The sequence below is a fragment of the Acidobacteriaceae bacterium genome, assembly GCA_028283655.1.
Taxonomy (GTDB): Bacteria; Acidobacteriota; Terriglobia; order Terriglobales; family Acidobacteriaceae; genus Granulicella.
Genome location: JAPWKE010000003.1, coordinates 1,905,167 through 1,921,615 on the forward strand (window position 1 = coordinate 1,905,167; position 16,449 = coordinate 1,921,615).

Consider the following 16,449-nt stretch of genomic DNA (forward strand, 5'->3'; position numbering starts at 1 on the left):
CTGCGTTGTCGAACACGGCCCGCTTGCTTAGTTTGTTTGCCCACAAAGTTTACCGCATTCGATTTCAGTGTCTACAACAAAATCTTTGCGGCCCTTCAAGTTAGCACTCTACCCAAAGTCTCCTCTGGGACAAGCGATTTCCAACTGGCCCGAACCTCGGTGGTTATTGCTAACCACTGAGTTACTGCCATTCCTGGCTAAGCGAGGTTCAACGTCTGTTTGAACGTTCCACGGCTTGCCTGAATCTTTTCCTGCAACAAAGTGATCGCGTACAGCAACTGCTCAGGACGCGGCGGGCAGCCCGGCACATACACATCCACCGGAATCACCTGGTTCACACCCTGCAGCAAAGCGTAGTTGTTGAACACTCCGCCCGACGTGGCGCAAGCGCCCATCGAAATCACCCACTTCGGCTCCGGCATCTGCTCATACAGCCTGCGGATCACCGGCGCCATCTTCTGCGAAACACGTCCGGCGATGATCATCAGATCGCTCTGGCGAGGCGAAGGACGAAACACTTCGGCACCAAAGCGGGCGATGTCATACCGCGACCCGCCCATCGACATCATCTCGATAGCGCAGCACGCCAGACCAAACGTCATCGGCCAGACCGAGTTCTTACGAACCCAGTTGATCGCAGAGTCCATGGACGCCATCACGACGCCGTCCGGCAACTCACTTCCCCAGTTCACTTCAGCGACCTTGTCGCGGTTTTTGCCGAAGCTTTCCAGATTGCCGAAGAAATACCGGTCATTGCTCTGGGGCACCTCGGTGGGGCGTCCGTTAGCCGTCGTCGTGTCTGCGGAATTCTGACTCATATGCTCAGTATACGGTCGTTAGCGCGACTACCCTAGTCGATCTTCGTCCGTTTGTTACAAAACCTTTGTGTTTAGGAAGATGCCCTTTCACCTCAAAGGGTTGGTCGCAACGAGCAGGAAAACCGTTCTGATGTCATTCCAGGCAATATTTCTACTCCTGCAGGCAAAACCATCCGCACCTTGAAGCGAATCGCCATCAGCTTGCCCAGCGGAGTTCCAGCCGCCGCGCCCTGCACCACCTCATGCGGCGTCGCCTCCCAGTGGCTGGCAACCGTCGCCGCCATTTGGGCCTGGTCCGCAACACCCGGAACCAGCTCCACATTCGTCAGCTCAAGCCGAGCTTCGGGCTGCGCCACCACCAGCGACGACAACGCACCGATCGCAGAGTTGTCGTTCTTCACCACGCGACCTTCCAGCCCAGCCATCTGCTCAAAGACCTTGCGATTTGCGGCATAACGAAACTCGCGCGGGTTCCACGCACCAGCATCCTGCGCGCGAAACGCCCAGTCCGTGGAGATCAGCAACGGCGACACCGAGCGGTACGGCGGCGTCGCCACCTCGGCCCAGTCATGCGACTCGCGCACCTCCCTGCCGCCACGCATCTCCAGCACCCGAACGATCCAACCAGACGCCAGCGGCTCAAGAAAGAACTCCTGCCCTGCCGCGAACTGCCGCCGGAAAGCCTCCCCGGCCCGCACCTCACCGCTGAACGTCACCGCGGTGCACACAGCAGAGCGCTTCGGCCGCGGCGTCTCTGCAGAAGCCATCCCGTGCCAAACCACCAGAGACCCCAGCAACACCGCAGCTCTGCCTGCTCTACCGCGCATTCTCTTCAATCGCTTTCATCAGCTCTGCGCGCAGGTCTTCTGCAACCGCGGCCTTCAGGCCTTCCCCACCGGAAGACAGGTAGAACACATCGATCGCCACTTCGCCTTCGGTATCGATCAGCGCAACCTCAACGTTCAACCCCGACGCCGAAATCACCGAACTCACCGCTCGCAGCAGCCCCGGCACATCCTGCGCCACCACCTGCAGCAGCGTCGCGTTCTTGCTGGCCGTGTCGTCGAACTCGATCCGCGTCTCCACCACCACGCGCGGCGCACGCCTCCGGGCACGGCGACGGCTGTTCAGCATCGTCTCCACATTCGCCCGGCCCGCTACCAGATCGCGCACGCTCTCCACAAACCGCGCACGCTCATCCTCGTTCAACTCCAGCGTGCGGAAGATGTCCGTAAACCGGAAGCTGTCGACGACCACACCCGCAGTGTTCGCAAACGCATCCGCCGTCACAACGTTCATCCCCCACGCTGCCAGCGCAGCCGCCATGCTGGCAAACAGACGCGCGCGATCACGCGTCACCAGCGTAATTTCACTGATCGACTCGCCATGACGAAACGCAATCTGGAACGGCTCCCGCTCAAAATCGCGAGTCATCTCAAAGTGGCGGAAGATCGTCTCCGGCGGCCGGGTTTCGAGATACCGCTCCGGGAAGCCTTCCAGAAACTCAGTCGCGGCGCTCTCTCTGCCCCGCGCCAGCTCCATAATCCGCGCAATGCGCGCATCCCGATGCCGGGCTCCCGTCACGCGAATCTCTCCGGCATGAACGCGATCTTCATCCACACTGCGATCCAGTTGGTTCGCCGTCGCCATCGAAAGCCGCCACAGGTTCTCAGCCTTCCACGGCGTCAACGCATCAGGATGCACCGCCTGAATATCCGCATAGGTAAACAGCGTCAACATGCGCAGCAGCTCTGGCGTCTGCACCTTGCTCGCAAACGTCCTTACCGTCTCGGTGTCGAAAATGTCCCGGCGCAACGCAGCGGACATCTCCAGATGGTTTTCGATCAGTCGCAGCACCATGCCCGCGTCGTACGCGTCCATCTCCATGCGCGCGATCACGCTTGCGGCCATGCGTGCGCTCTCCACCGCATGGTCATCCCCCGCGCGCCCCTTGCCGGTGTCATGCAACAACGCCGCCAGGTAGAGCAACCCGGGGTTCTGCAACTCGCGGATCATCGAGCCAAACTTATTGCGCCAGTCCGGCGCACCCTTCGGCGCAGTCTGCTCAAGCCCATGCAGCGTCTCGATCAGAACAAACGTGTGCTCATCCACCGTGTACCGGTGGTACGCATCGCGGATCACCAGCGCATCAATGCCATGAAACTCCGGCAGCATCAGCTCCAACATGCCCACCGCATGCATCACGCGCAAAGCATCCGCCGCAAACTCTCCCGTCAGGATGCGCGACAACGCACGCCACAGCCCCGGCCCCTCTTCCAGCGTCGAGCTCAACAGCGGAATGCCATCGGCAATCCGCTCTTCCGTTTCAGGCGCGAGCTTCGCTCCACTCGCAGCCATCGCGGCGAAGACCGCCAGCACCACTTCGGGCTCATGCGCCGGATCAGACCCCGACACCATGCGGTCCACCATCTCAATGCGACGATCGCGCATCCGAAAGCCCGCACCGGCAGGAATCTTCAGCGACTTCGGAGACTCACCCGCCCCCAGCCGCATCCCCGTCAGTTCCGCCTCACGCGCCAGCAACCGCTCCACCGTACGCGCATGGCGGAAGTACACCCGCATCCAATACGCCGCGTCGACCGACCGTCGGCCTTCGCCAACACGGACACCAATGCCAGCCTCAGCCGCAGCATCCTGCGAACGCCACTCCAGCGTATTGTCATCCCGCTCGTGGCGATAATGCAGAAACACCCGCGTTGCGGTCAGAAACTGCAACGCCTCGCCATACTCTTCGCTGTACGCCGACGACGGCTCATGGCTGCGAACCGCTTGAATCCGCCGCAGCCACTCCGACACATGAGCATCACGCAGACCACCCGGGCAGTCCTTGATATTTGGCTCCAGGTGAAAGAGCGTGTTGCCGTACTTTCCATGCCGCTCACGCGTCAGCGCGCCCAACTCGGCCACAATGCTCTTGTCATGCTTCAGCAACCGCGGCAGGCAACGCTCGCGCATCTTCGCCAGCAGCTTTTCGTCGCCGCCGAGCCCACGAAAGTCCAGCAGGCTCAGCCCAAACTCCGGGTTGGTCGGCTCAAAACGCTCGCAATCCCCCGTCGGCCGCGACGACAAAGCGATCTTCAGCCCGCAATCCCACAGCATCTGGGAGACCCGCCGAATCGCCTCTTTCCCCACATCGGACTTCTCCACCAGGATCAGCAGATCGACATCCGAGTAAGGGAAAAGCTGGCTCCGGCCATAACCGCCGACCGCGCCCAGCGCCACGCCCGAAGCCAGCTTCGGCTCCCGCGCAACCTCTTCGCCCCACAGGCGAAGCACCAACTCATCAACGAGAGCGGTGCGCGAAGCCAGCACCGCCAAACCATCTCCAGTACGGTCAAACTCGCGACGAATGTCAGCCATCCGTCGCTCGTACTCTGCGCGCATCGTCTCGTCGTTCGTCGGTACTCTCCCTGTAAGTTCTTGCGTTGTCGTCGAAGTACCTTCTGGCCGTCGAGCCCTCTCGCCCGAACTAGAGCGCGATCTCGCCGCGCTCGTCGTTACGGATGCGGATGGCTTCATCGATCTTCGAAATGAAGATCTTGCCATCGCCAATGCGTCCCGTACGAGCTGCCGTGATGATCGCCTGAGTCGCCTTCTCCACCATATCGTCAGTGACCACGATCTCCAGCTTCACCTTCGGCAACAGGTCCACGGCGTACTCGCGTCCGCGGTAAAACTCCGTGTGGCCCTTCTGGCGGCCGTGGCCGCGTGCTTCCAGGATGGTGATGCCCGCGATACCCGCTTCTACCAACGCGTCCTTTACAGCTTCCAGCTTCGACGGCTGAATCACAGCCTCAATCTTCTGCATTGCTCTTGCTCCTCTAGTCGCTTATGGCCTGAGCCATGTTTATGCAGCTTCCCAGTCGTAGCCTTCTTCGCCATGCTGAGTAATATCCAGGCCTTCGCGTTCATCGTCTTCGCTCACGCGCAGACCAATCAGCTTATCAACAACGAAGAGGATAACGAGCGTGCCGACGATAGAAACTCCCCACGCCAACGCCACACCAACAAGCTGGTTCAGCATCTGGTGACCGTTTCCTTCGAAAAGCCCCGTCGCCTTACCGTTGCCGAAGACCGCATTGATGCCGGAGTTCGCAAACAGACCCGTCAGCAGCGCGCCCAGCGTTCCGCCCGAGCCATGCACACCAAACGCGTCGAGCGAGTCGTCATAGCCGAAGATGTTCTTCACCGTCACGACCATGTAGAAGCAGAAGACGCCGGTAATCAGGCCGATCCAAAGCGCCGACATCGGCGTCACGAAACCAGCCGCCGGCGTAATGCCCACCAGGCCAGCCACCGCTCCCGAGATACCACCCAACGCCGAAGGCTTGCCATTGCGAATCCACTCCGCCGCCAGCCAGCCGCAGGCCGCAGCAGCCGCAGCAAAGTGTGTGGCCACAAACGCGCTCGTCGCCAACCCGGAAGCCGCCAGCGCCGAACCGGCGTTGAAGCCGAACCAGCCCACCCACAGCAGGCAGGCGCCGATAAAGCTGAGCACCACCGAGTGCGGCGGCATCGGCTTCTGCGGATACCCAAGACGCTTGCCAAGGTACAGGGCCGTCACCAGAGCGCTCACGCCCGAGGTCACGTGAACCACCGTTCCGCCGGCAAAGTCCAGACACGGGAACCGCCCACCCGCAACGTTCAGGAAGCCACCCACGCCCCACACCATGTGCGCCATCGGCGAGTACACGATGATCGACCACAGGATCAGGAACACCAGCATCGCAGAGAACTTCATGCGCTCCGCAAACGCGCCCGTGATCAGCGCAGGCGTGATGATCGCGAACATCAACTGGTAGACCATAAACGTCTGCGAAGGAATCGTCGCCGCATACGGCCCCGGCGCTACACCCACACCGCGCAGAAACACGTTCTGGAAGCCGCCGATGAACGGTGCAAGATGTCCGGATCCCGGCGCAAACGCCAGCGAGTAGCCAAACAGCGCCCACAGCACCGTGATGATCGCCATCATGGCAAACGTCTGCATCATCGTCGCCAGAATGTTCTTCTTGCGCACTAGGCCGCCGTAGAACAGGGCCAGTCCCGGTCCGCTCATCAGAAGCACAAGCGCAGCAGAAACCAGCATCCACGCGTTATCGCCTGCGCTCTGCGCGCTGGCAATCGCCGTAGCGTTCGCCGCATTCGCCTTCTCCAGCGCCGCCAGACGATCCACAGGAACGGTAGCCGCCGTTTGTGCCCAGGCGTGCCCCATTGACAGCATGACTGCGGCCGCCGCCATCACGCGATTCCGCTTCGTTGATCCCAACAACTTGCCACTCCAACCCATCTGTACCATCACCTTTCGCCGGCGAAAGCCGAATGGAAGGCCTCACCCGCTACGCTCTAAAATCAAGCGCAGGAAAGACGATCCGCGCCTCCGGAAAAGACCCATACTGCGACCGGAAACGCTCTGTTTGAGAAATCAGTTGGGTTTACTCTACAACACCGTAACCGCCTTGCTCGTTTTCCACGCACCCGGAACCGCCCCACCCCCGTCAAAACAACTGTCAGCGCATGAGGCGTGTCCAAGGCTGGACGCTCCGCAACCTCCTCTGCGACAATCCGTTTCAGTCACAAGCCGGTTCTAGCGTTGTCCCTCCAGCCCGACGCCACAATCGCAAGTCCCCCTTCAGGAGCATCAAATGAAGACCGTCAAGATCGGAAACCGCGAGCTCGGCCCGGGTCATCCTTGCTACGTCATCGCCGAAATCGGCATCAATCACAACGGCGATATCGACCTCGCCAAGCGCCTCATCTCCGTTGCCGTGGCCGCCGGTTGCGACGCCGTCAAGTTCCAGAAGCGCACCGTTGAAGTCGTCTACACCGAGAAGGAACTCTCCACTCCGCGCCCCAACCCGTTCGGTGAAACCAACGGCGACCTGAAGCGCGGCCTCGAGTTCGACGAGCACGACTACGCTGAAATTCAGTCCTTCTGCAAGCAGGTCAAGATCGACTGGTTCGTCTCTCCGTGGGATGAAGCCTCCGTCGACTTCATGGAGCAGTTCGACACCCCCGTCTACAAGATCGCCTCCGCCTCGCTGACCGATGACAACCTGCTCCGCCACATCCGCAAGACCGGCAAGCCCGTCATCGCGTCCACCGGCATGAGCACCTACGCCGAAATCGACCACGCCGTCGAAGTCCTCGGCAAGGACAATCTCATCCTCATGCACACCACCTCCACCTACCCGGCGAAGTACGAGCAGCTCAACCTGAAGGCCATTCCCTCCATGATCGAGCGCTACGACATCCCCGTCGGCTACTCCGGCCACGAAACCGGCATCCCCACCTCCGTGGCCGCCTCCGTGCTCGGTGCCTGCTGCGTCGAGCGCCACATCACCATGGACCGCGCCATGTGGGGCTCTGACCAGGCCGCTTCGCTGGAGCCAAACGGCATCAGCCGCCTCGTCCGCGACATTCGCCTCTGCGAACAGTCCATGGGCGACGGCGTCAAGAAGGTCTACGACGAAGAAGTTCCCGTGATGAAGAAGCTTCGCCGCGTCGGCGCTGCAGTCTAACGCACCGTTCCACTGGAAAAAAGAAACGGCGTCCGGAACACTCCGGACGCCGTTTCCATTCCCACACATGTCTTCGCGAAGGTGTTACAGGGCAAGCTCCGGCGACGCCGCTGCACTGCGAAGCTGCTTCCTGCGATACAGGTCAATATCGCTCGCGTGAACAAGCTCCGCATAGCTGCTCTCGGCCCGCGGAACCGTTGTGTAACGACCAATAGAGACCGACAGAGCATACCGCGACTTGTCATGCGTGCGCAGATCGAGCTGACTCATCTCTTCATCGATACGGCGAATAACACGGTCCGCTATTTCTTCAGAAGAGTCGACCAGCAGCAGCATAAACTCGTCACCGCCCGTCCGAACGGCGAGGTCCTGCATCCTGATCGCACGCTTCAGCACCGACGAAACACCCAGCAGGGCGGCGTCCCCGATCATGTGTCCATACTTGTCATTGATGATCTTGAATTGATCGATGTCCACGGTCAGCAACGTGAGCGGCACAGCCTTGCGAGCAGCCCAGGCCAGCTCCCGTGGTGCCATCAGCTCAAGCGCCCGGCGGTTCAACAGCCCCGTCAGCGGATCGGTCATCGCCAGCGCACTCAACTCGCCACGCGTACGCTGCATGTCCATCCACAGGAAGCAGAGACACATCCCTGCAATCAGCACAACACCCGTCCAGCGAACATTCCCTGGCATATGCGCGCCTCGCAGCGTCGCAACAAGGAACAGGAGGCTGTTCACAATGTGCGCAAGAAACAGCCCGGCCATCGTCCGTGCAGGGATCAGAATCTCCGGCCTCTTTGCCTTGAACAGCAGAACCACGAGGGGAGCCAGGAACAGAGGCATCGCAATGGACGCAACCAGAATTCGACGGGCCAGGAACGGGATGTCGCAGGTGTAATACGCCAGCGCTCCCGTCGTGATCACGGTAAGCACGATGTAGTACGGGATAACGCGCCCCGGGTACTCCACCAGAAGGGCGACCGCCTTGCCAAGGCATACAACCATCAGGAGGAAGAAGAAATTACCTGCCACGATCGTGAAAATTGGTGGCCACACGTCCCGGAACGACAACAGCCCCAGACCCAGCGCACCGAGCATGGTGCCGACAAAAAACCAGCGAATGCTCGCGTTTGCATCAGGCATGCGGCTTGTCTGATGTGCCAGTAGCACCACCAGTCCAAGTACGAGCAGCATGCACGATTGCAGTTGTAATACAGAATGAATATCCATGAGAGCAGATACAGTCTAGATGCTCCCGACGCCAGAAACTAAAGAAACCGCATACACTTGCCCCATGCCGTTGGACGAACGACTCCGCAACCTCACCGCCGTCGCCTTTGACGTCGATGGTGTCCTCACCGATGGGCGCCTCACCTGGACCGCAGGCTCTGCCGAAGAAGCAAAGAGCTTCGCCTTCAACGACATCATGGGCATCTCGCTTCTTCGCCGCCTCGGCATCAAGCTCGCGCTGATCTCCGGCGAGCCATCTCCTCTCGTAGACCGCTACGCCGAGAAGCTGCGCCTCCACTTCGTCCGCAAAGGAACACGCGACAAGGCCACCGCCCTGCGCGACTTCGCCGACACATTCTCCCTCGACCTCTCCACCACCGCCTTCTTCGGAGACGACGTCAACGACCTCTTCGCCATGGACATCGCAGGCCTCTCCTGCTGCCCGGCCAACGCCGCCGCCGAAGTCCGCGAGTACATCGCCGCAGCCGGTGGCTTCATCGCTCCCAACGATGGTGGGGCCGGTGCCGTCCGCGACTTTGCCGACGCCATCCTCAAAGCCCGTAACCTCCGCGGCCGAGACGTCTTCCTTCTTCATCCGCCCGAGTAACCGGCCGCCTCGCTACCTCCGTCCCAACCCGATAGACACAGGCTGATAGCCCAAACCGACATCACAAACACCGAGATCATGAAGCTTACCGATTACGTCTTCCAATTCGTCGCCGACAAAGGCGTCAAGCACGTCTTCCTCGTCACCGGCGGCGGTGCCATGCACCTCAACGCCTCGCTCGCGCAGAACGACCGCCTCGAAGCCATCTGCAACTCGCACGAGCAAGCCTCGGCCATGTGTGCCGAGAGCTACGCCAAGGCTGTCAACGACCTCGGTGTCTGCCTCGTCACCACCGGCCCCGGCGGCACCAACGCCGTCACCGGCGTAGCCGGCGCATGGCTTGACTCCACGCCCACGCTCTTCCTCTCCGGCCAGGTCAAGCGCCCCGACCGCATGTTCGACGCCGTCACCGGCAAGCCCCTCGGCATGCGCCAGCTCGGTGTGCAGGAAGTCGACATCACCTCCATCGTCGCGCCCATCACCAAGTACGCGAAGGTCATCACCGAGCCGCTCGACATCCGTTACGAGCTCGAAAAGTGCTACTACCTCGCCATGAACGGCCGCCCCGGTCCCGTCTGGCTCGACATCCCGCTCGACGTACAGGCCGCTCCCATCCCCGAGCCCTCCGAGCTCCGCTCCTTCGACCCCAGCGAGCATGAAGCCGCACAGGCCAACGCCAACCTCAAGGACGAGGTCGCCCGCGTCGTCGCCGAACTGCAAAAAGCTGAGCGCCCCCTGCTCTTCGTCGGCAACGGCACCCGCCTCGCCAAGGCAGAATCGCTCTTCACCGAGCTGCGCCTGCTCCTCGACGTACCTACTGTAGCCACCTGGTGTGCGGCTGACCTCGTTCCCTCCGACGTCCCCACCTTCGTCGGCCGCCCCGGCAACGTCGCCGCTCGCGGTGCCAACTTCGCCCTGCAGAACTGCGACTTCCTGCTCGTCCTCGGTTCGCGCATGGACATGGCCATCACCGGCTACGCTCCACAGAACCTCGCGCGCGAGGCCCACAAGATCGCCGTCGACATTGACCCCTCCGAGCTTCAGAAGCTCTACCCGCACCTGCAGCAGCCCATCGTCTCCGACGCCCGGGCGTTCCTCACCGAACTCCTCGCTCAGCTCAAGGCCCTCAAAACTCCGCTCGACCACTCCCTCTGGACCGACTGGAACAACCGCGCCGCCGACTGGAAGGTCCGCTATGGCGTCGTCACCGACGAGCACCGCAAGCCCGAAGGCCTCGTCTCCATCTACAACCTTGCCGAGGTCATCGGCACCGAGTCCAAGCAGGAAGACAAGATCGTCTCCGGCTCCTCCGGCTCCGGCATCGAGATCTTCCTCCTCGCCTGCCCCACACGCAGCGGCCAACGCCTCTTCCACACCGCAGGCCTCGGCTCCATGGGCTACGGGCTCCCCATGGCGCTCGCCGTATGCATCGGCTCCAACCGCCAGCGCACCATCCTCGTCGATGGTGACGGCGGCTTCCAGTTCAACATTCAGGAGCTAGAAACCGCTCGCCGCCTCAACCTGCCCGTGAAGCTCTTCGTCCTCAACAACGACGGCTACGCTTCCATCCGCGCCTCGCAGCAGGCCTACTTCGGCAGCGCGCAGATCGGTGCCAACGCAGCCACCGGCCTCACCGTGCCAGACCTCTCGAAGATCGCCGCCAGCTATGGCATCGCCTCCGTCGTCATCGAAGACCAGACCAACCTCCGCGAAGACGTCCGCAAGGCCCTTGAGATCGACGGCCCAGTCGTCATCGACGTCCGCGTCATCCCCGACGAGATCCGCGCACCCCGCCTCCAGAGCTACCAGAAGGAAGACGGCAGCTTCGTCTCCAAGCCGCTCGAAGACCTCTTCCCCTTCCTCTCCCGCGAAGAGTTCCTCGAGAACATGATCATCAAGCCGCTCGAAGAGTAGCTCCCCCGCAACCCCGCGGACGCTCCCAACGGGGAGCGTCCCTTTCTCCTCGCAAGCGACGCATTCCCATACCGCCTTTTCCGCCCTTCTGCATCCAAACGAAGAGCAAACGCGGCACCATTACACTGTTCCCAGGAATTCTTTGATGACTCAATCCATCGGCACCGTTCTCGTCGTCGGCTCCACCGGCCAGCTTGGCACCGCTCTCTGCGCTCAACTCGGCTCGCGCGCGATCCCTGCCGCCCGACGCCAGCTCACGCCCGAAACCGTGCACGCCGACCTCGAACAGCTCGCCGCGGACCCTGCCGCCGCCGAGCGCCTCATCGCCGAGCACAAGCCCTCCGCCGTAATCTGCGCCGCCGGCGCCACCGACGTCGAGCGCTGCGAGTCCGACAACGCCTGGGCCTCCGCCGCCAACCACCTCGGCCCGCTCGCGCTCGCTCGCGCCGCCCGCAACATCCCCTTCGCCTTCCTCTCCACCGACTACGTCTTCGACGGCGCCGCCGGGCCCTACGCAGAAACCGACGCCACCCGTCCGCTCTCCGTCTACGGCCGCACCAAGCTCGAAGGCGAACTCGCCGTACTCGACGAGCACCCCAGTGCGCTCGTCCTCCGCACCACCACCGTCTACGGCCCCGACCCGCAAAAGAAGAACTTCCTCTACACCCTCAGTCGGGTCCTCAACTCCGGCGGCACCATGCGCTGCCCCACCGACCAGCTCGCCACACCCACCCACGTCGAAGACCTCGCCACCGCCACGCTCGCGCTTCTGGAGCAAGGCTCCGCCGGCCTCGTCCACGTCGCCGGTCCAGAGTTCCTCTCCCGCTACGACTTCGCCCTGCAGGCCTGCGACATCCTCGGCCTCGACACCACAAACGTCGTCGCGCTCACCACGCCTGAGCTCAACCAGAAAGCCGATCGCCCGCTCCTCGGCGGCCTCCGCATCGACACCCTCAACGATCTGCTCGGCCGCAGGATCATGCGCTCCCCCGCCGAAGGCATCCTGAGCTGGAAAGAGTCCCTGGCCGCCGGATGATCCGCACCACCGCCCAGCCCCGGCTCTGGCACCGCGCCAAAGACCTCTTCCCTCCAGGACAGGTCCTGCGCTACCTCGCCGTCGGCGTCGTAAATACCCTCTTCGGCTACGGACTCTTCGCGCTCACGCTCTACCTGCTCACACACGCGCTGCCCTCGCACTGGCTTGCGCTCACCGCCGTGCTGGCGTCCATCATCTCCACGCCGCTCAACATCACCATCTCGTACTTCAACTACAAGCTGTGGGTCTTCAAGACCCGCGGCAACCACCTGCAGGAGTGGCTCAAAGCTTTCGGCGTCTACGGCGTCAGCATGCTTCCCGGCCTGCTCGCGCTCTCTGCTCTCACCCGTCTCTTGCAATATGTCCTGCACAGCCATGAGCCCTTCGGCAAAGGCACCGCAGGCTACCTCGCCGGAGCCATCACCACCGGCTTCTCCGTCATCCTCGGCTTCATCGGACACCGCAAGGTCACCTTCCGCCAGAAGCCCTCAACGCCAGCCGACTGACTCGGCTACACTTACCCCCAGTGGCAGACAAGAAGACTATCTCCATCATCACGCCCTGTTTCAACGAGGAAGGCAACGTCCTGAACCTCTATAACCAGGTTCGCGACGTGATGACCCAGCTCAATGATCGCTACGACTACGAGCACATCTTCATCGACAACGCCTCGCGCGACAACACCGTCGCCATCCTGCGCCTGATCGCAGCCGAGGACCCCAACGTGAAGATCATTCGCAACTCGCGCAACTTCGGCCACATCCGTTCGCCCATCCACGGCCTCTTCCAGGCCCGTGGCGACGCCATGATCGGCATCGTCGCCGATCTGCAGGACCCGCCGCCCATGATTCTCGACCTCGTCCGCGAGTGGGAGAACGGAGCGTACTGCGTCATCGGCATCAAACGCACCAGTGAAGAAGCCTCGCTCATGTTCTGGCTCCGCAAGCAGTACTACCGGCTCGCCGAGCGTCTCTCCTCTATCGAAACCATCCAGAACTACACCGGCTTTGGCCTCTACGACCGCAAGGTCGTCGATCTCGTGCGCTCCTTCGACGACCCCTACCCGTACTTCCGCGGTCTCATCGCCGAAATCGGCCTGCCCACCGTCAAGCTGCTCTACGACCAGCCCGCCCGCAAGTTCGGCGTCACCAAGAACAACTGGTACACGCTCTACGACATCGGCATGCTCGGCATCATCAACCAGTCGAAGGTACCGCTGCGTCTCGCCACCTTCGCCGGCTTCTTCGGTGCGGTCCTCTCGTTCCTCATCGCCTTCGGCTACCTCGCCGCCAAGCTCATCTTTTGGAACACCTTCACCGTCGGCGTCGCGCCCATGATCATCGGTGTCTTCCTCATGCTTTCCATCGTGCTCATCTGCCTCGGCATCATGGGTGAGTACGTCGGCGCCATCTACACCCAGTTGCAGCACCGCCCCTACGCAGTTGAGCTCTTCCGCGAAAACTTTGACCACGGCTTCGGCCCCGCCCGATCCGCCCCCGTCACCCTGAACGGCCTCACCGCAGGCAATCCCCTCACAACACCCACCACCAAATAGCCCTACCCCCTACTTCCTGGAGCTCCATGATCGACCTCGTCAAAAAGCAACTGCAGCAATCCATCGACACCATGACCAAGGTCCTCGCGGACGACTCCATCCACGCCACCGTCGTGGAAGCCGGACGCATCACCGCCGAAAGCATGAAGGCTGGCGGTAAGCTTCTCGTCTGTGGCAACGGCGGCTCCGCAGCAGACGCTCAGCACCTTGTCGCCGAGTTCGTCTCACGCCTCACCGTCGATCGTCCCGCGCTGCGCGCCATCGCGCTCACCACCGACACCAGCATCCTCACCGCCATCGGCAACGACTACCACTACGACAACGTCTTCGAACGCCAGGTCGAAGCTCTCGGTCGCCCCGGTGACGTCCTGCTCGCCATCTCCACCTCCGGCAACTCGAAGAACTGCGTCAAGGCCCTCAAGCTTGCTCGCGAAATGGGCCTCCACACCGTCGCCTACACCGGCAACGACGGCGGAGCGATGAAGCCCCTCGCCGACCTGAACGTCATCATCCCCTCCTCCGTCACGATGAACATTCAGGAGTCCCACATCGCCCTCGAGCACATCTACTGCATGATCGTCGAGCGCTTTTACTTCGGCGAAGGCTTCGGCAAGAAGCCCCAGCACCTCGCCGAATAACTCCTCACACGCTTTTCTTGCAGCAACCGATGCGATAGCGTGAAGCCATGCCCCTTCGCGCTATCGCATTGCTGTTTGCCGCAGCCCCCTTCCCGGAGCCGAATTTTGCGAATCCGCTCAATCCACAGGCGCTGCTGAAAGACTGCAAGTGATGGCTATCTCTTATCGCGCAGCCCAAACCCTCATCAAGCGTGGCGACGAAGCAGGCTTTCGCGCCGCAATCGCCGCTGGTCTCGATCCTCAACTCAAGAACCAGAACGGCTGGACGCTTCTCATGCTCACCGCCGTCGAAGGCAACCTGGCCCTCGCCCAGGTTCTCTTTGACAAGGGCGTCTCCACCAACCTCAAGAACAGCAAGGGCGAAACCGCTCTCGCTATCGCCGAGGGCAAAGGCTTCACCGATTTCGCCGCGTTCCTCCGCAGCCAGGGCGCAAGCTAAGCTCTAACGCTTCGTCGACATCACGCCGACCTGCTGCGGCTGACCGTCCGAAGGCCCAATCGCTCCCGGAACCTGCGTCAAAGCCTTCGCCTCCGTCTGGCCGTCCTTCGCAGGCCAGACGAACGTTGCGTCAGGATGCCAGCGGCCCTTCGCGTCCTTCACCATCGGCACAAGGCTCGGCCTCGCCCCAAACGGCGAGTGTCGGTCATTGCCAAAGAACGTCGACCACATCCGCCCCTGCTTATCGCGGAAGAAGTTCGCATGCCCTGCATGGGGCACCGCCAGATAGCGCTCGCTCCACGGCCCGTTCAGGGACTTCGCCGTCGCGATGTAGGTGTTGTACTCTCCGAGCACAAAGTCCGCAACGCACAGGTTATACGCGTCGCCGTCCTTGAACAGGGACACCCCCTCAAAGCCAACCTCGCGCCCGCTCGCACTGGTGATGTGCCGCATCGGCTCCGCCAGCCCGCTCATGTCCGGCTTCATCTTCGCAATCCAGCCGCCGCCGTTCAGGAAGTACACACTGCCATCCGTGTCCTGAAACAACGATCCGTCGATGCCCGTGCTCAGCGGTTCATCTGGCTTGATCGCAATCTCATACGGTCCTTCCGCCTTCCCGCTCGTGCTCTTCAGCAGCGTCGTGCCGTGCCGCGGTACCGAGAACGGAATCCAAAACGTCCCGTTGATCGCATGAATCTCCGGAGCCCACAGCGGCCGAAACGGCTCACCATCCCGCATCGTCACCGGCTTCATCCACGTTCCGTCGCGGTCAATATTCCACACAACCGTGGATTGCCTCGGTTTGTCTTTTACGGGGCTCCAGTGCCACAAATCCGGCGATTTCCAGACACTCAAATCGGCCGTTACGACCATCATTTCGGGCCCGCCCGTCGTTCCGGTCATGTAATACACCCCGTCTGGAGCCAAAACTATCGAAGTATCCCGCAAAAACTGGTCAAATAACGGCTCAATATGCGGAAACGCCATGCCAGACTGCTCTTTCGATGCCCACCCGACCGGTTCGGCCAACGCTTCGCGCGTATGCAGCAACAACACCGCCTCACCCTTCAACTGCAGCCCAGCACCAACCGTAACTCTTAGATCCAGAGTCACTTCCGCCGGATTTAGAAGCTTCGCCAACCTGCCACTGTCAAACGCTTTGCCCTTCAGAAACTCCGCCGGAACCCACTTCGCCGCCTCCTCACCAGCCGCCATCGGACGCGCCTTCGCCGCGTCCAGCGTCAACTCCACCGCACCGTGGCTCTCCAAATCTCCAGCAAATGCAAACTCATCCACCCCGGCGTCCGCAGCAAAGTTCGGCACAGGAACGCGGTACTCCGCCCAGGAACGGCGATTCTCCGAGCCCTGCCCGGCCTGCCCCTTGATAAAGCTTGCCTCCGGAGCCGGCAGCGTCAATCCATCGCCTGGCAGCGGGTTCTGGGTATGCCTCCCATGCGGATAACTTGGGGAAAAACGCAGAGCTATCCAGTGCGCGTCCAACACTTCCACAGCAGGCTTCTGCGCCTGCGCCGCACCCACCAACGACAAAATTGAGACAGAGAGAACAAGACGAAGAGACAGTGGCGATCGCATTGCCAGACAGCATATCAATCCGCCCTGACCTCTGGCTTTGCGTATGCTTCTCAGGTAACAACATCTTGAGAATCATG

15 protein-coding genes are annotated in these 16,449 nt (G+C 61.7%); 8 read left to right on the plus strand and 7 right to left on the minus strand.

Features of this window, described 5'->3' with window-relative positions; all coding sequences use genetic code 11:
* Nucleotides 1–197: 197 nt before the first annotated feature.
* From PW792_10860 to PW792_10880, 5 genes are all read right to left on the minus strand, one after another.
* Nucleotides 198–818 carry an NADH-quinone oxidoreductase subunit B gene (locus PW792_10860; GenBank protein MDE1162427.1) on the minus strand — a complete coding sequence of 207 codons (621 nt, stop codon included), beginning with the start codon at nucleotides 816–818 and terminating at the stop codon, nucleotides 198–200.
* A 92-nt stretch (nucleotides 819–910) separates the two neighbouring features.
* On the minus strand, nucleotides 911–1,585 hold the full coding sequence (locus tag PW792_10865; GenBank protein MDE1162428.1) for a hypothetical protein: 675 nt from the start codon (nucleotides 1,583–1,585) through the stop codon (nucleotides 911–913).
* Between the two features lie 49 nt (nucleotides 1,586–1,634).
* Nucleotides 1,635–4,199: an HD domain-containing protein gene (locus PW792_10870; GenBank protein MDE1162429.1), complete on the minus strand. Its 2,565-nt coding sequence runs from the start codon at nucleotides 4,197–4,199 to the stop codon at nucleotides 1,635–1,637.
* A 109-nt stretch (nucleotides 4,200–4,308) separates the two neighbouring features.
* Nucleotides 4,309–4,647, minus strand: a complete 339-nt coding sequence (locus tag PW792_10875; GenBank protein ID MDE1162430.1) for a P-II family nitrogen regulator — start codon at nucleotides 4,645–4,647, stop codon at nucleotides 4,309–4,311.
* Nucleotides 4,648–4,686: 39 nt separating this feature from the next.
* Nucleotides 4,687–6,063 carry an ammonium transporter gene (locus PW792_10880; GenBank protein ID MDE1162431.1) on the minus strand — a complete coding sequence of 459 codons (1,377 nt, stop codon included), beginning with the start codon at nucleotides 6,061–6,063 and terminating at the stop codon, nucleotides 4,687–4,689.
* A 421-nt stretch (nucleotides 6,064–6,484) separates the two neighbouring features.
* Here PW792_10880 and PW792_10885 point away from each other — a divergent pair, with 421 nt between their 5' ends.
* Complete coding sequence (locus tag PW792_10885; GenBank protein MDE1162432.1) at nucleotides 6,485–7,360, plus strand: N-acetylneuraminate synthase family protein; 876 nt, start codon at nucleotides 6,485–6,487, stop codon at nucleotides 7,358–7,360.
* 84 nt (nucleotides 7,361–7,444) lie between these two features.
* Here PW792_10885 and PW792_10890 read toward each other — a convergent pair whose 3' ends face one another.
* Nucleotides 7,445–8,554: a GGDEF domain-containing protein gene (locus PW792_10890; protein ID MDE1162433.1), complete on the minus strand. Its 1,110-nt coding sequence runs from the start codon at nucleotides 8,552–8,554 to the stop codon at nucleotides 7,445–7,447.
* Between the two features lie 100 nt (nucleotides 8,555–8,654).
* On the opposite strand from PW792_10890, the gene PW792_10895 reads away from it, so the two are divergent.
* From PW792_10895 to PW792_10925, 7 genes are all read left to right on the plus strand, one after another.
* Complete coding sequence (locus PW792_10895; protein ID MDE1162434.1) at nucleotides 8,655–9,197, plus strand: HAD hydrolase family protein; 543 nt, start codon at nucleotides 8,655–8,657, stop codon at nucleotides 9,195–9,197.
* Between the two features lie 78 nt (nucleotides 9,198–9,275).
* Nucleotides 9,276–11,111, plus strand: a complete 1,836-nt coding sequence (locus PW792_10900; GenBank protein MDE1162435.1) for a thiamine pyrophosphate-binding protein — start codon at nucleotides 9,276–9,278, stop codon at nucleotides 11,109–11,111.
* A gap of 145 nt (nucleotides 11,112–11,256) precedes the next feature.
* Complete coding sequence (locus tag PW792_10905) at nucleotides 11,257–12,147, plus strand: NAD(P)-dependent oxidoreductase (GenBank protein ID MDE1162436.1); 891 nt, start codon at nucleotides 11,257–11,259, stop codon at nucleotides 12,145–12,147.
* The gene (locus PW792_10910; protein ID MDE1162437.1) at nucleotides 12,144–12,653 is read left to right on the plus strand and encodes a GtrA family protein; all 510 of its coding nucleotides are present in this window, start codon (nucleotides 12,144–12,146) and stop codon (nucleotides 12,651–12,653) included. The genes PW792_10905 and PW792_10910 overlap by 4 nt, the downstream gene beginning before the upstream one ends.
* A gap of 20 nt (nucleotides 12,654–12,673) precedes the next feature.
* Nucleotides 12,674–13,702 carry a glycosyltransferase family 2 protein gene (locus PW792_10915; GenBank protein ID MDE1162438.1) on the plus strand — a complete coding sequence of 343 codons (1,029 nt, stop codon included), beginning with the start codon at nucleotides 12,674–12,676 and terminating at the stop codon, nucleotides 13,700–13,702.
* Nucleotides 13,703–13,728: 26 nt separating this feature from the next.
* Complete coding sequence (locus tag PW792_10920; GenBank protein MDE1162439.1) at nucleotides 13,729–14,340, plus strand: D-sedoheptulose 7-phosphate isomerase; 612 nt, start codon at nucleotides 13,729–13,731, stop codon at nucleotides 14,338–14,340.
* Between the two features lie 151 nt (nucleotides 14,341–14,491).
* Entirely contained in the window at nucleotides 14,492–14,779 is a 288-nt protein-coding gene (locus PW792_10925; protein MDE1162440.1) for an ankyrin repeat domain-containing protein, read from the plus strand.
* Between the two features lie 3 nt (nucleotides 14,780–14,782).
* On the opposite strand, the gene PW792_10930 is transcribed toward PW792_10925, so the two are convergent.
* Entirely contained in the window at nucleotides 14,783–16,372 is a 1,590-nt protein-coding gene (locus PW792_10930; GenBank protein MDE1162441.1) for a family 43 glycosylhydrolase, read from the minus strand.
* Nucleotides 16,373–16,449: the final 77 nt, after the last annotated feature.